Genomic DNA, 14,456 nt, shown 5'->3' with positions numbered 1-14,456 from the left:
GGAAGGACTCCACGGCCAGCCGCAGGCCGTCCGGCAGATTCGCCATACGACCGAGGCCCGTGCAGCGCGGTCAGCTCTGGCGAGATGGGCGCGAAGGAAAACTTTGCCACGTAGTCGCTGCAGCGGAATGGCACTGTTGACAATAGGTTTCGCCCAGCGGGTGGTGGATGGGCTCGCCGCTCATGCTCTTCAGCGTGCCGCTCTCGGTGCCGACCGCTTCCAGCAATTTATCGGCTCAGCGAAAAGCGCGGAGACCACTTTCGTGGCACCCTTGGCCCTGTCTTTCGTCGAGGCCAGCAACTTCAGCTGACGGCAAACTTCCGAGCGTTGGGCTTGTTGAAAGCGGCGCATTGGCGATCAGCAAGTCCTGCGTTGTCGCGTCCAGAGAACCGGGAAGGCGTTCGCCGGACACGCCCAGCACTTCGATGGCGATGCCACGGGGCGTCGACACATGGTCGTCTAGGAACTCACCCGGAGAAGTGGAAACTCACAGCATGACCGGAAACGAATGGCCCTCGGCGAAGATGCCCTGCGCTAGCAGCGCAGGCAGGCGCGGCAACACATGCGGTTCGCCGTGTAGGAGCGCGTGGCTCTTGGCGTGCACCGACCGCAAGCCTCGCCCGCTGTCGCGGTAGGTGATGTCGGCGATCTTCGTGAAGCGCTGCTCGATGTCCGCTATAGCTTCCGCCTCCTCAGGCTCGATGCATCCGAGTGTGGGCGAAAAGGGGATCGGCGGCGTCGTGTTGACGTTCAGTAAGCGGGCGCACCGGAATTGTCTGTTGACGGCCGTTCAGTCGGTCGCCAAGAGTCCGTTAGCCCTAGGCGTGCCGGGCACGGCGCGGTGTCGAAGAAAAGGCCGCGATGTCGTCGTCGGACCGCTCATCGGCGTCTGCTGAAGCCTGGCTGGATCGGTGAGGCGGGAGTTCCAGGAAGAAGCGGACGATCTCGGCGGAAGCGTCAGGCCCGGAAGGATCGGTAAAGGAGCCTTCGTCGCATCCGCCGAACCATGCGTGCTCGCCGCCATGGACGATCCATTCCTCTATGCGATGCCTGCCGCCTTCGTCGGTGTGATGGGCGCGGGTGAAGCGAATGCCTTCGTGTACGCCCGGCTCGACGCGCCGCCGGCCAAGCTTGATGTCGCACGCCGCGCTGCCCTGCAACGCCTGCTCGACGATGGTGGCGCCGTTGGAGAGATTGACGATCGGATCGGCGTCGCCGTGAAAGACGATGGTTGGCACTGGCAGGTTGGACGCTTCGGCAGTGGAGACGCTCTTGCGTCCCTGCATGGCTGCCACCGCGGCGAGCATGTTGCTTGCCGCGCCCGCCGGTAGGCCCGAGTGGGCAGCGACGCCGGCGAACAGGTCCGGATATGTCGAGCCGAGGATGACGGCCATCGCCGCACCCGCCGACAGGCCTGCCACGAAGATTCGTGCAGCATCGACCGGGTGCTCGTTCATGATGTCCTTGACGATACCGACGATCAACACCGGCTCGCCTCCGTCGCGGGTCTGCTGTCTGCTGTCGAACCAGTTCCAGCAGTTGTTGCAGTTCTCGCTCCTCGGCTGGGACGGATAGACCACGAGAAAGCCTTCGCGCTGGGCCCAGTCGTTCATCCGCGTGCCAGCGGCGAAGTCATCCGGATCTTGCTTGCAGCCGTGAAGCATCACGAGCAGGGGCATCGGCTCGTCATTGGTTTTCGTTGGAATGAACAGCTTGTAGTCTCGCCGTCTGTGTCCAAGCATGTGGCTGCGGCTGATGAAGTCGCCAGCGGCAGCCCGATGGGCCAAGGTGTCGCACTGAAGAGAGCTTTCGTTCATTGCGGTCCATTCATGTTGCGCTGCAACATGATCGCTGAGTGATGGGCTGCGTACTGCTCACCCAGAGGCCGTTCCTGTGTAGGCCGTTGCCGGTAGATGGATTTCAAAGTCGATCGGCTTGAAGGCACCCTTGTTAGAACCCTCTGAGGAGCGGGCAGTCAGTGCGCATACAAGATCCATCCCGGCGCAGTTCGACGAAATCTCCGGCCCGCGACTCTGGCACTTCGACGCTGATGGTGCCGCTTGGGCGCACATCGAAGGCCTTGTTCAGGTTCTCGAAGCAGCTTGGATGGTGGCCGACATGCCGATACAGGATGTGAACATCTCCAGGCTGCATGGCGTGAGCAGGAAATCATGGCGGCCGACGGTGTCCTGACCGATGGTGAACATCGGCCGACTGTCGTTCGAGTACAGCACGTCGCCGGTAGTCAGGACGAGCTTGAACGCGTAGATGATGTTGCCTTGCAAGGCGAGGCTGCGCTGGCGAATCGCCCTCTGCATGCTTGCGTACTTCCCCGAGCGTTTTTAGCGCTTCAAACTGGTCATGGACGTTGAACACCAGGCAGTGCTAGGGAGGCCTGCGAGCCATGCGCGACGCGTGTGGGTGCAGGCCAACGACGAAGAACGCTCGGCCGGAGATGCCCATCGAGAACTTCAGCGAAGTTGCGTCGTCGCCGACCCGTGGATCCCAATCGTGCTCGTCCTGGTCGAGTTCATGGAGGCCTGGAGCTGTCGCCACAGCGCGGTCTCGAACGACGGCTCGTCCGATGTTCCTTTGTCGAACAAGGCGATGAAACTGACCGGGACGGGATCGGGATTCGAAAGTTCCCGCGAGAAGCTCCGCAAGTCTTGCCGAATCAGACGGCAGCGTCAGTGTCCGCGAGAGCTCCGCAATGCCCGAAGCGAACCCGGTCGGTGTTCAGCGCGGACCTCGGGCCGACGCAAGGGAGGTCTGTGTCGTCGATGAAGGCACGTAGACGGCGGCGAGCCCAGGCGTCGTGTGCGCGGCGACCGCTGGTGCGTGGAGCACCGCGAGTCATGGCCTGTCGTGGCGGTGGTTACGCGTGAGGGCTGGGGCTCCCCTGCTGCAGGGAAAGCGGACGCGCGGGCCTACAGGCGCTGCATCAACAGGATAAAGACCCGCAGCTATGCGGCACAAGGCTTGCCTTGAAAGCGCAACTCTCGACACCAAGGACTTCGATGAAAGCGCTCACCTACCAGGGTTCCAACGATGTCCGCGTGGACACTGTGGCCGACCCCGTGCTCACGAATGACGACGACATCCTGCTGCGGGTGACGGCTACGGCCATCTGCGGCTCGGACCTGCACATCTATCGCGGCAAGATTCCCGGCATGAAGCATGGCGACATCCTCGGCCATGAATTCATGGGCGTCGTGGAGGATGTCGGCAGCGCGGTAACCCGTGTCAAGCGCGGCGATCGGGTCGTCGTGCCTTTCACGATCTCTTGTGGCACGTGCTTCTTTTGCGATCGCCAATTGTTTGCGGCGTGCGAGGAGACCAACCCCGGCCGGGGCGCGATCCTGAACAAGAAGGACACTCGTGCAGGCGCTGGCTTGTTCGGCTACAGCCACCTCTATGGCGGCTATGCCGGCGGCCAGGCGGAGTTCGTCCGCGTGCCGAAGGCCAATATCGGGCCGCTTGTAATCCCCGACTCGACCTTGAGCGACGAGCAGGTGCTGTTCCTCTCCGACATTCTGCCCACTGGCTACCAAGCCGCAGTTAATGCGGAAGTCGGGGTGGGATCAAGCGTCGCAATTTTCGGTGCTGGGCCGGTGGGGCTGATGGCAGCGGCATCGGCGCGCATGCTGGGCGCCGATCGCATTTTCATGATTGATCACCATCAATACCGCCTCGATTTCGCGGTGGCGACCTACGGCGTCGAGGCGATCAACTTTGATCAGGTCGACGATCCGGCCGGCTTGATCATCGACAAAACCGATTTCCGCGGCGTCGACGCCTCGATCGACGCCGTCGGCTTCGAAGCCAAGGGCAGCGCGCTTGAGTCCGCGATGACTGCGATCAAGCTGGAAGGATCGAGCGGGGCGTCGCTGCGGCAGGCAATTGCGGCCACCCGGCGTGGCGGTATCGTCAGCGTACCCGGCGTATACGCTGGCTTCATCCATGCGTTCCTGTTTGGCGATGCATTCGAGAAAGGCCTGACCTTCAAGGGCGGGCAGACGCACGCGCAGCGCTTCATGCCGGAGCTGCTGCAGCTGATCTCAAACGGTGAACTCCGGCCCGAGGTCATCATCACCCATCGCCTGCCGCTGGCTGAAGCCGCCCGCGGCTACGAGATCTTCAATAAGAAGCAAGAGGACTGCCGTAAGGTCGTTCTTGTTCCATGAGGCTTGGCTGCATTGTTCACCCTTTCAGGAGTACCGATGGACGCATCACTTCAACAACGCCCGCTGGCCGTAGTTACCGGAGCCTCCTCAGGCATCGGACGCGAACTGGCCGTGCTTTGCGCACAGCATGGTTATGACCTCGTCATCGCAGCCGACCAGGGGCCGCTTGCCCAAGTCGCAGAGGAGCTTCGAGCGCGCGGTTCGACGGTCGAGTTCGTTCAGGTCGACCTGGCAACAGACGATGGCGTGGCTGCTCTGGACGCGATTATTGGTGGCCGGGCCGTCGATGCGTTGTTGGCCAATGCCGGTCACGGGCTGGGCCATGGCTTCCTGGACCAGGAATTCGAGGCGATCCGCCATGTGATCAACACCAACGTAACTGGCACGCTCGCGCTCATCCATCGTGTGGGGCAAGGCATGCGTGCGCGCAATGCTGGAAAGATCCTAATCACGGGCTCGATCGCAGGCTTGATGCCGGGTTCATTCCAGGCGGTCTACAACGCGTCTAAGGCTTTCATCGACTCGTTTTCCTACGCACTACGCAACGAGCTCAAGGACACAGGCGTATCCGTCACGGTTCTGATGCCCGGTGCGACCGATACGCAGTTCTTCGCCCGTGCCGACATGGAAGACACCAAGGTCGGCGCCGATCCCCACAAGGCAGCTCCGGCCGACGTCGCGAAGGATGGTTTCGAAGCGATGGAGAAAGGCAACAGCGACGTGGTTTCCGGGTGGAAGAACAAGATCGAGGCGCTACTTGCCCATGTGACGCCAGCGGACAGGCTGGCCGAGCAGCATCGAAAGACTGCTGCTCCGGGAAGCGCCGACAGATAGCGTTCGTCTTAGACAGCCACATAGGAACAGTGTGACGTCCTCAAGCGCCGCTGGCGGCCACCGGAGGGCGGACCATAGGCAGAGGAGAGGCACGTCTCCTTGGAGCGGCTCCGCAGTGCCAAGCAAGCAGAGGGTGATCTCCGGAGCCGTCCAACGCCAGACGTATCTGACGTTCTCAAGTCCTCAAGACCGGTGCTGGAGGAGAGGGAATCCAGCTATCGTGTCGTATGTCCACCTTGCCGAAATCGCGACCCTTGCCTTGCAACGACACGCAAGCACGTCCGTATTTTCCAGCTGTGACCTTTCTTGACGCGGGCCTGCGCTGAAGAACGGCATGGCAACCGATCACGATCTCGCCGGAAATGCTCTCCTTGCCGCCCTGCCGGAAGCGGAGCTGAGACGGTTGCTTCCGTCGGCAGACACCTGTTCCCTGTCGCAGGGGCAGGTGATCTATGAACCTGGAGACAGAGTCAAGCATTTGTACTTCCCTACGACCGCCATCGTGGCGCTACTGAATCTGCTGAGAAATGGCGCTTCAGCCGAGATTGCGGTCGTGGGATCCGAAGGACTGATCGGTGTCGCACTTTTCATGGGCGGGGGCAGTACGACCAGCCGCGTTCTCGTTCAGCGGGCAGGCCAGACCGTCAGAGTCCAAGCTCAAGCGGCCCTGGAAGAGTTCGGACGCGCCGGGGTGTTCATGCACTTGCTGTTGCGCTACACGCAGGCATTGATCACACAGATGGCGCAAACCGCCGTTTGCAATCGTCATCATTCGACAGATCAGCAGATATGTCGTTGGTTGCTGCTGACCCTGGACAGGAGCAATGGCAATGAACTGGCAGCCACGCAGGACATGATTGCGAGCATGCTGGGTGTTCGTCGGGAGAGCGTAACGGATGCCGCGCTGAAGCTTCAGCGGGCGGGCGTCATCCGCTATTCACGCGGGCATCTGTTCGTCCTCGATCGCCCCGGCCTGGAGGCGCGTAGCTGTGAGTGCTATCGCGCGGTTAGGCAGGAATATGAACGGTTGCTGCCGGAGATGTCACGGCGTTGAATTCGGGCTCATCTTGCCCGGTTGGGCTAACCGACTTCCACGAATGCGATCAAGAAACGGTCGCCCGCCGGGTCTCTGGTCGCTCCGGCCTGGACTGCAAGCGGCCTCTGCTCCACTCCCAGCAGGTCCAGCTTGCAGGTCATACGGCTCTTACCTTGTGCCACGTTCTTCAGCAGCGTCAGCAGTGCGTCGGCACTGCCTTCCGTGAGAAACCTTGTCAACGACATGCCCAGCAAGGTGTCGCGATCGCTGCCAAGCAGGCGGGCGGCGCCGAGGTTCATCTCATGCAGGCGAGTTTCGGCATCCACGGTGAAGCAAGCCACTGGGGCGACTTCATACAGCTCGATCTGGCGGGCCAACGCCGCTTCCAGCTCGGCCCGGGAGTCCCGAAGTTCTTCCCCCTGAAGCTCCAGCTCGACCTGATGGACCTGCAACTCGTGCAGCAGGGCGAGCGCATCGGCCGCGTTCTCAGGAGATGAGGCAAGCTCGAAGAGGACGCGCATCGCCTCGCTCGGACTGGCACGCTTGAGGTCCATCTCTTGGCCGGCCAATCGAGCGGCGGCGCGTGACCGCAGGTCGATCCAATTGCGTGAAGAGGCGATCTCCCTATCCATGATGAGTATCCTTCGCGATCAAGACGGCTGATCAAGGTCGACTCTAAGCGCTCCGCAGCCGCGCCTCCAGAATTTTCGCGGCGGTGATGTCAACGAAGGTGATCACGACGCCCTGGATAACGTTGGAAACAGTGCGGTACGGCATGATCCGGACCGTGAACCAGCGCTCGTCCGTCGTTCTGATCTGTTTCTCAGAGGCGACCAGTGTGCGCAGGGTCTCCAGGGCGTCAACATGCAGATCCGGATAGACCAGCGTGCTGGCAAGCTCGCTCAGCGGCCGGCCGACATCGCTCTCGCGCAGGTGAACGATGCGCTTGATCTGTTCGGTGAAGCGCCGGACATTGAGTGCGCTGTCCAGGAAGAGTGTGGCGATGTCTGTGCTGTTGAGCAGGTTCTGCATGTCGCTGTGGGCCATTGCAAGGTCTTCCAGCTTCGAATGCAACTCAGCGTTGATGGTCTGAAGCTCCTCGTTCATTGACTGGGCCTCTTCCTTGGACGTGGTCAGTTCCTCATTGGCCGACTGCAACTCCTCGTTCGTGGACTGGAGCTCTTCGTTGGAGGCTTGCAGTTCTTCGGCCGAGGCACGCATCTCCTGCCGCAGCGCGCGGATTTCCTCGTTGGCCCGAGTGAGTTCCTCCAGAGCGGCCGGGTCGTCTGCTTCTTGCGCTCCGTGGCGCTGGCCGACTGGGGCTGAAGAAACGAATTGTTCCCGGAACACGATCATTGCCATGCCGGCCAACGCATTGGGTTCTTCGATTCGCTTCACCGTGACGTCCACCGTCCATTGAAGGTCCCCCTCGGGCTTCAATCCATGCAGTTCCACCGGCCCGTTGTCCTGCAGGGCCCGGCGCAATGCCGCGCCCACCTGGGCGCGGATGCCGGCGCGCGCCATCGCGTGGATGTTCCAGTTGGCCTTGCCGGCAGCGGGCTCCAGATACCGGCCAGTGCGTCCGCTGATGTAGATGATGTCGCCCTGCTCGTTCACAAGCACTGCTGGCGGGGCAAACTCCTGCAGCAGGACCTGGTCGGCGAGCACTTGTAGATTGGCCGCTTGCGGCGTCGGTAGGGACACGAGGGACTCCTGGGCAGTGGGGCGCAACGGGAAATGAGGGTTGATGGGAAAGGCCACCGACCGGATATGGACGGGATTCTCGTCGCGACGATAGAGGCGGGACTTGGCCCCCAGCGGCGTAAATAGCGAGCTTGCGCGCCCGACAGTCTCCGAGGCGCCCAGAAGCAGCGTACCTCCGGACTTCAGACTGTAGTGGAACAGCGGGATCAACCGGCGTTGCAATGCGGCGTTGAAGTAGATCATCAGGTTGCGGCACGAAAGCAGATCCAATTTCGTAAAAGGCGGGTCGAGGATCACGTCGTGCTGAGCAAACAACACCATGTCGCGGATATCCTTGGCAATCGCAACGCCTTCCCCTTGCGGGCTGAAGAAGCGCGCGAATCGTTCTGGGCTCATGTCGGCGGCCACCTTGGCCGAGTACATGCCGCGGCGTGCGATGGTGATGGCGTCGGCACTCAGGTCGGTGGCAAAGATCTGCAGGGTCACGGACGGTGGCAGTTGCATCGCATCGGCGGTCTCACGGAATACCATCGCCAAGGAATAGGCCTCCTCGCCGGTGGAGCAGCCGGCCACCCATGCGCGAAGGGGCGTGCCTTGCGTGGCACCTTTCAACAGACCTGGAAACACTTTCTCCTTCATCTCGTCCCAGACCGCCGGGTCACGAAAGAACGAGGTCACGCCGATCAACATCTCCTTGAACAGCAGGTCCAGTTCACGCGGGTTCTGTCGCACGAATTCCGCGTACTGATGCATGGAGTTGAGGCTGTGGACGCTGAGGCGGCGCTCGACCCGCCGGGTCAACGTGCTGGTCTTGTAGGGCGAAAGATCGTGCTTGCTGTGCTCACGCAGCAGGTCCAGGATTTCTGCGAGGCCTTGTAACTGACCGACCGCGGGCGCGAGCGCCGTTACCCCATGAGCCGTGGCGGCGAGGATGCGTGCGGGCATCTCCGAGGCCAACGCCACGATATCGACTGAGTCCGCCTTGATGGCGCTTGAGGGCATGGCATCGAACTGGGCAGACGACGGTTGCTGTGCGAGCGTCAATCCGCCATGCGCCTTGATCGCCTGCAAGCCCTGCGTGCCATCCGAGCCCATGCCCGACAGGACCACGCCGACTGCCAGTTCCCTCTGGTCACGGGCGAGCGAGCCAAACAGCACATCGACCGGGAGTCGCATCCCGCGCGGCTGAATCGGCCGGGCCAGGTGCAGATGCCCGTTGACGACGGTCAGGTCACGGTTCGGCGGGATGACATAGACGCTGTTGACATCGATGCGTAGCAAATGGGTCGCCTCGATGACCGGCATCGTCGTTGATCGCTGGAGGAGTTCGACCAGCAGTGCCTTGTGGTTCGGATCCATGTGCTGCACGACCACGTAGGCCAGTCCGCTATGCGCCGGCACGTGGGCCAGGAATTGCTCCAGCGCAGTAAGCCCCCCGGCGGATGCACCCAGGCCGACGATCCGCATTGGGTGGGGTGGATCTAAGGGTGCGGCGGGCGAGGGAATGAAGCTCATGCGGCAGTATCGGTCAGACGTTCCGGCGCGATCCAGACTGATCCAGGCGCAGCCGAGCTTGGCCATTGGCCTGTCGCGATATGTGCGACGTCGCACATACACATCGAGCCGCTGATTCCAGACTGTGCCCGTCCTCTCGCCGGGTCGTCCCGACGGCTTGTCAATGCTGTACTGACCATCTCAATGGCCAGCCGCTCGCCATTGATGGCTGACGGCACAGGCATTGGCTCACGGTCCCGCAATCTGCCCCACAACGCCCTCAGGATCACAGGAGATCACATGATGATTCCATATCCCAGCCCCCTTGCCCTTGGCCGTCTGGGCGTTGTAGCCCTTGCCATCGGCGCCTTGCCGTGGGCGTCCGCGTCAAGCCATCGGGAAGCGCCATTCATCGCGATGAATCCGTCGGTCGATGCGACCGACCTCTACGCGTTCCGAAGCTACGAGGCGGGACGCGCCGGCTACGTCACCATCCTGGCCGACTACATCCCGTTCCAGGACCCTCAAGGGGGGCCGAACTTCTACATGTTCAATCCGGATGCGCTCTATGAGATCCACATCGACAACGCAGGAGCTGGCGTGGAGGCCCTGACGTTCCAGTTCCAGTTCAAGAGCACCTCAAAGGCGACGTCAGTCAACTCTGGCGGAAAGTCGGTGAAAATTCCGCTCATCAACAGCGGTGCCATTTCCGGTATCAATCCGGCAACGCTCAATGTGCGGGAAACCTACACGATTGACCTCGTGCGCGGCGACCGCCGCACTGGCACACGTTCCAGCGTGACTAATGCCGCCGGCGCTTCCGCGACCTTCGACAAGCCGGTCGACAACATTGGCGACAAGAGCTTCGGCGGCGTTGCAGGCTACGCAATGTATGCGGACCAGCACATCTACCGCATCAATATCCCAGGATGCGCGACGCCGGGGAAGGCCTTCGTCGGCCAGCGCAAGGAGCCTTTTTACATTGCAGTCGGCAAGATCTTCGACCTGATCAACCTGAATCCCCTGGGCAGCAACGAGGTCAGCGGGAACAACAACGATCTGGAGGGGAAGAACGTCAGCACGCTGGCGCTTGAACTCCCGATCTCCTGCATTACCAAGGGCACCGAGCCCGTGATCGGCGTCTGGACCACCGCAAGCCTGCATCAAGGGATGTTGTTGAATCCTTCGCCCTCGTCGGGGCTCGGCAAGGCGGTGGTCGCAGGCGGTGCCTGGTCGCAGGTGTCTCGCCTGGGCATGCCATTGGTGAACGAGGTCATCATCGGCATCGACGACAAGGACCGCTTCAACGCATCGCGGCCCAAGGATGATGCGGTCAACTTCCCGGACTACGTCACCAACCCGGCCCTGCCGGCGCTCATTCACAGCTTGTATCCGAGCGTGTCCGCTCCGACGAACTTCCCGCGAACCGATCTGCTGACCGTGTTCCTGAAGGGGCTGAGAACGCTCAACCAGCCGGCCAATGTGGTCCCCGCCGAGATGCTTCGCTTGAACACTGCGGTGGCGCCTGTGGGGGTGGGTTCGCAGAATCCGCTGGGGGCCGCGGCAGGGGACATCGCAGGGTTCCCGAACGGACGGCGGCCGGGCGACGACGTGGTCGATCTGTCATTGCGCGTCTCAATGGGTGCGCTCTGCGTTCTGACAGGGCCCAGCGACACCTTTGGGGTCGGATGTGCGGCTTCAAGCGCTCCGTCCGGAGCGCTGCCGTTCAATGACGGCGTGCGCAAGAACTCAAGCAACTACGGTTCGAAGTTCCCTTATCTGACCACGCCGCTCCCGGGCAATTTCAACCCGGCCGCTCCGCCCGGAAGTATCTATCCGTGAGCAGAGTGCGCCGATGAAGACTGGTGTTCATCGCACTGGGACTTCTGCGGTGTCTATCCATGCGCTTTGCGACTGACGTGGCAGCGATATCTGATTGCCAATCCATGGCCAGGCGTGCAGCCGGGCATGAAAGGATGATGATGAATCTCAAAAAGTTTGTGCTCTTTGCCCCGCTGGCGCTCATAGCGGCCGCATCGTTCGGCCAGGGGTCGGCGCCCATTCCGCTGACCTTGACGGCAACGGGACCGAATCTGCTCGGCACGACATTCCAGCGTTCAGTGAGCGACCTGTTCGTTGACGTGTTCAGCTTCACGCCTGAAAGCGTGAAGGGCACGGTGAGCGTCAACCTCGCCTCTCCAGATGGCTCGGTCACCTTCTTCTCCGCCCTGCTCAACAATGAAGGATTCAGCGCTCCGCCGGGAAGCGCAGGCGCTTCGTGGAGTTTTCAGGCGGTCGTGGATGCGAGCCAGCCGCTCTCGCTGACGGTTTTCGGCTATGGCGGTGACCCCTCGACGCTGACCGGCGCAGCCGGCACATATACCGGGACTTTCGAAGTTCAGGTCGCCGTCCCGGAACCGGAGACCTTTGTGCTGATGCTTCTTGGCCTTGGGATGATCGGTGGCCTCCGCGCCTCGCACAGCCGCATCTCGCGTCGCGTCGCGTAGTCGGACAGGCCCATGAGCGGCCGGCGGCGTTCGGCGCATGTGCACGGCGTTTGAGCCGAAATAGCTCCGCTTAGTTTGGCAGTTAGGCTCCATCCCGATTGGCGGCTTCTGGCATTCGTGCCAGAGTTCGCGCACTGCAAATGCTAGGCCGCCGCCATGAAGGATGTAGAAGTCATTTCTGCGGACGAGGAAGGTGGCGTGCCACGCGAAACCGAATTGCGGCGTCTGGTTCACGAACTGCAGGTGCACCAAGTCGAGTTGGAGGCGCAGAACGAAGAGCTTCGCCGTGCTCAGGCGGAGTCGCAGCTCGGGGCGGCCGTGTTTGCCAACAGCTATGACGGCATCATGGTCTGCGACTTCGGCGCGATACTTCTCGACGTCAACCCCGCCTTTACGCGGATCACCGGCTATGCCAAGGATGAGGTGGTTGGTCGCAGGCCTTCGATGTTGGCCCTGGACGTGAACAATCCGGGCCTGATCGAAGAGATGTGGCGGTCGCTTGCCGAGCACGGTTGCTGGCGGGGAGAAGTCCTCAATCGCCGCAAGGATGGCTCTCTCTATCCGCAGTCCACGTCCATTGCGGCCGTGGTGGATGAGGTGGGCTCAGTGCGTAACTACGTGGCCGTCTTCTCCGACATCAGCAAGCTGAAGTTTCATGAGGCCGAGCTCGTTCGTATCGCCAACTATGACCCGCTGACCGGTCTACCCAATCGGCGGCTGTTCTCCGACCGGCTGCAGCTTGCGCTGGCTCGTTCAAGTCGCAGCGGCAATCCGCTCGCTATCTGCTACCTTGACTTGGATGGGTTCAAGGAGGTGAATGACCGGCACGGCCACGATGCGGGGGACCAGGTACTGATGAACATTGCGCGAAATCTCACCGCCGCCTTGCGTGCGGAAGACACTGTGGCGCGCCTCGGCGGTGATGAATTCGCATTGCTGATTGATCTGGACCAGGAGGAACACTGCGATGCGACCCTGAAAAGGGTGCTATCGGCCGTCCGACTACCGGTCTTTGCCAAAGGCAGGCACCATTCGGTCTCAGCGAGCATTGGCCTCACGCTCTACCCCGCCGACGATGCGGACGCCGAGACGCTGCTTCGCCACGCGGATCAGTCAATGTACCTGGCCAAGGATGCCGGTAAGAATGGTGTGCACCGTTTCGACTTGGCGCGGGACAGAGGTGTCAAGTCGGTGAAAAGGCAGCGCTTGCGCCTCCAGCAGGCCCTGCAATGCGGCGAACTGGTGCTGCACTATCAGCCCAAGGTCGACCTCGGCACCGGGCAGGTGACCGGGGCCGAGGCTCTCATTCGTTGGCAGCATCCCGAACAAGGATTGCTGCTGCCTGCGGCCTTCCTCGGTGCGATCCAAAACACAGAACTGGAAATCGTGGTCGGCGAATGGGTGGTCGACCGCGTGCTCACCCAGATCGAGACTTGGCGCGGGATGGGCCTGAACATGGGCGCCAGCGCAAACATCGGGCCCTTTCATCTGCTCCGGCAGGACTTTGCAACCCGGCTGGCCGCGCTGCTCAAGCTGCATCCATTCGTCGATGCCAGTCTGCTGGAGATCGAGATCCTCGAGAGCGCGGCCCTCTCTGACGCAGTACAGGCGGCTGGAACTCTGGCGCAATGCACTGCGCTAGGCGTAAAGGTCGCGCTCGACGACTTCGGCACCGGCTACTCATCATTGGCCTTGCTGCGGCAGCTGAAGATCGATGTGCTCAAGATAGACCAGACTTTCGTCCGCGGCATTCTGTCTGATGCGGGTGATCGGGCCCTTGTCGAAGGTGTCATTCATTTGGCACATGCCTTCGGTTGCGAGGTCATTGCAGAAGGTGTGGAGACTGCGGAGCACTGTGCCGTCCTGCTGTCCAACGGCTGCCATATCTGTCAGGGTTACGGCATCGCGCGCCCGATGCCTGGAGATCAGGTGCCCGCGTGGGCTGGCGACTGGGCCCGCAAGACACGCCTGGATATCCATTGACTACGCGCAGCCTGCCTGAATTCAATGCACGCAGGCTCTCGCCTCAGGATGCGTGACATATGCTTTTTTGACTGGCGCCGATGGGCAGCAGGTCCCTGCATGCGTCCGGAGGAAACACGTTGACGGTGATGGCGAAGGGAGGCTGAGGTGTCGGGCCGGTAACCACCAGTGGTGCGGGAGACTGTGCGCGCGTGGCGTGCTGACACGGGTAATCGAGTCGACCAACGAGAACCTGAGGAAGCGAGGCCGCTCTACGCATTTGCTTGGTGTCGCTCGACGACGAATTTGACCATCCCACTTCGCCTTCCTTCGAGCTTTGCGCGACGGCGCCGCGCGGCCACATAACTCAGAGTGTCCAAGATCGTTGGCTCTGGGGCCGTATTGGACCAGGCCATCAAGGGCGTCTTCCGGGGGGACCCGATCGGCGCTATGCGCGCCAGAGCGGCTCTGCGACTGCCTTTTCTGTGGCGTCCACTAGAGGGCTCGCTTCACGAGTACCAAGGATGCATGGAGTTCAGCGCGAGCTGGCTCCGAAAGGCGGATCGGCGCTGTCGACTGCGCAATGGCCGTTCAAGGCCGTGCTCGCGCAAGCCTGGTTCGCGGATCAACGTTCGGCGTTCGCGACGCCTGCGAGCCACGACCGTCCCCATTCTGGGGGATTGGTCAAGGCCCGCCGTCAGGCAATCACGCCTAGACTTGTCTTGCCCTTCGGGC

General features: G+C 61.9%; 12 protein-coding genes. 7 read left to right on the top strand and 5 right to left on the bottom strand.

Translation table 11 applies throughout. The features are described from left to right. Positions 1-127 precede the first annotated feature (127 nt). A complete protein-coding gene (locus SNE35_RS23885) occupies positions 128-310 on the top strand; it encodes a hypothetical protein (RefSeq protein WP_320425530.1) in 183 nt (60 codons plus the stop codon). A 508-nt stretch (positions 311-818) separates the two neighbouring features. On the opposite strand, the gene SNE35_RS23880 is transcribed toward SNE35_RS23885, so the two are convergent. From SNE35_RS23880 to SNE35_RS32120, 3 genes are all read right to left on the bottom strand, one after another. After that, complete coding sequence (locus tag SNE35_RS23880) at positions 819-1,817, bottom strand: extracellular catalytic domain type 1 short-chain-length polyhydroxyalkanoate depolymerase (RefSeq protein WP_320425529.1); 999 nt, start codon at positions 1,815-1,817, stop codon at positions 819-821. A gap of 267 nt (positions 1,818-2,084) precedes the next feature. After that, positions 2,085-2,318 carry a DUF1989 domain-containing protein gene (locus SNE35_RS23875; protein ID WP_431312783.1) on the bottom strand — a complete coding sequence of 78 codons (234 nt, stop codon included), beginning with the start codon at positions 2,316-2,318 and terminating at the stop codon, positions 2,085-2,087. Between the two features lie 67 nt (positions 2,319-2,385). Continuing rightward, entirely contained in the window at positions 2,386-2,556 is a 171-nt protein-coding gene (locus SNE35_RS32120) for a YqcI/YcgG family protein (RefSeq protein WP_431312782.1), read from the bottom strand. A 461-nt stretch (positions 2,557-3,017) separates the two neighbouring features. Between SNE35_RS32120 and SNE35_RS23870 the strand changes: the two genes are divergently transcribed. From SNE35_RS23870 to SNE35_RS23860, 3 genes are all read left to right on the top strand, one after another. After that, positions 3,018-4,184 carry a zinc-dependent alcohol dehydrogenase gene (locus tag SNE35_RS23870; RefSeq protein ID WP_320425528.1) on the top strand — a complete coding sequence of 389 codons (1,167 nt, stop codon included), beginning with the start codon at positions 3,018-3,020 and terminating at the stop codon, positions 4,182-4,184. A 36-nt stretch (positions 4,185-4,220) separates the two neighbouring features. After that, positions 4,221-5,018, top strand: coding sequence for an SDR family NAD(P)-dependent oxidoreductase (locus tag SNE35_RS23865; RefSeq protein WP_320425527.1), 798 nt, complete (start codon positions 4,221-4,223; stop codon positions 5,016-5,018). Between the two features lie 334 nt (positions 5,019-5,352). Further along, positions 5,353-6,072 (top strand): Crp/Fnr family transcriptional regulator, encoded by a 720-nt coding sequence (locus tag SNE35_RS23860; protein ID WP_320425526.1) that lies wholly within the window; start codon positions 5,353-5,355, stop codon positions 6,070-6,072. Between the two features lie 26 nt (positions 6,073-6,098). Here the strand turns inward: SNE35_RS23860 and SNE35_RS23855 are convergent, their stop codons facing one another. Then, complete coding sequence (locus SNE35_RS23855) at positions 6,099-6,686, bottom strand: PAS domain-containing protein (protein WP_320425525.1); 588 nt, start codon at positions 6,684-6,686, stop codon at positions 6,099-6,101. Between the two features lie 43 nt (positions 6,687-6,729). Then, positions 6,730-9,273, bottom strand: coding sequence for a chemotaxis protein CheB (locus SNE35_RS23850; protein WP_320425524.1), 2,544 nt, complete (start codon positions 9,271-9,273; stop codon positions 6,730-6,732). Between the two features lie 282 nt (positions 9,274-9,555). Between SNE35_RS23850 and SNE35_RS23845 the strand changes: the two genes are divergently transcribed. The 3 genes from SNE35_RS23845 to SNE35_RS23835 all read left to right on the top strand — a co-directional run bounded on the left by SNE35_RS23845 (position 9,556) and on the right by SNE35_RS23835 (position 13,742). Beyond that, positions 9,556-11,094 (top strand): DUF4331 domain-containing protein, encoded by a 1,539-nt coding sequence (locus SNE35_RS23845; RefSeq protein ID WP_320425523.1) that lies wholly within the window; start codon positions 9,556-9,558, stop codon positions 11,092-11,094. Between the two features lie 140 nt (positions 11,095-11,234). Then, positions 11,235-11,759, top strand: a complete 525-nt coding sequence (locus tag SNE35_RS23840; protein ID WP_320425522.1) for an FxDxF family PEP-CTERM protein — start codon at positions 11,235-11,237, stop codon at positions 11,757-11,759. A 156-nt stretch (positions 11,760-11,915) separates the two neighbouring features. Further along, positions 11,916-13,742, top strand: coding sequence for a putative bifunctional diguanylate cyclase/phosphodiesterase (locus SNE35_RS23835; RefSeq protein ID WP_320425521.1), 1,827 nt, complete (start codon positions 11,916-11,918; stop codon positions 13,740-13,742). Positions 13,743-14,456: the final 714 nt, after the last annotated feature.

It is taken from the genome of Roseateles agri, from assembly GCF_034043675.1.
Taxonomy (GTDB): Bacteria; Pseudomonadota; Gammaproteobacteria; order Burkholderiales; family Burkholderiaceae_C; genus KK5.
The sequence above is the reverse complement of the archived record's forward strand: the minus strand, read 5'-3'. Positions and strand labels throughout refer to the sequence as shown.

Coding starts and splice junctions, on each gene's coding strand:
- SNE35_RS23845 (WP_320425523.1), top strand. CDS start 9,556: ATGATTCCATATCCCAGCCCCCTTGCCCTTGGCCGTCTGGGCGTTGTA.
- SNE35_RS23850 (WP_320425524.1), bottom strand. CDS start 9,273: ATGAGCTTCATTCCCTCGCCCGCCGCACCCTTAGATCCACCCCACCCA.
- SNE35_RS23880 (WP_320425529.1), bottom strand. CDS start 1,817: ATGAACGAAAGCTCTCTTCAGTGCGACACCTTGGCCCATCGGGCTGCC.
- SNE35_RS23835 (WP_320425521.1), top strand. CDS start 11,916: ATGAAGGATGTAGAAGTCATTTCTGCGGACGAGGAAGGTGGCGTGCCA.
- SNE35_RS23870 (WP_320425528.1), top strand. CDS start 3,018: ATGAAAGCGCTCACCTACCAGGGTTCCAACGATGTCCGCGTGGACACT.
- SNE35_RS23855 (WP_320425525.1), bottom strand. CDS start 6,686: ATGGATAGGGAGATCGCCTCTTCACGCAATTGGATCGACCTGCGGTCA.
- SNE35_RS23860 (WP_320425526.1), top strand. CDS start 5,353: ATGGCAACCGATCACGATCTCGCCGGAAATGCTCTCCTTGCCGCCCTG.
- SNE35_RS23840 (WP_320425522.1), top strand. CDS start 11,235: ATGAATCTCAAAAAGTTTGTGCTCTTTGCCCCGCTGGCGCTCATAGCG.
- SNE35_RS23865 (WP_320425527.1), top strand. CDS start 4,221: ATGGACGCATCACTTCAACAACGCCCGCTGGCCGTAGTTACCGGAGCC.
- SNE35_RS23875 (WP_431312783.1), bottom strand. CDS start 2,318: ATGCAGAGGGCGATTCGCCAGCGCAGCCTCGCCTTGCAAGGCAACATC.
- SNE35_RS23885 (WP_320425530.1), top strand. CDS start 128: ATGGCACTGTTGACAATAGGTTTCGCCCAGCGGGTGGTGGATGGGCTC.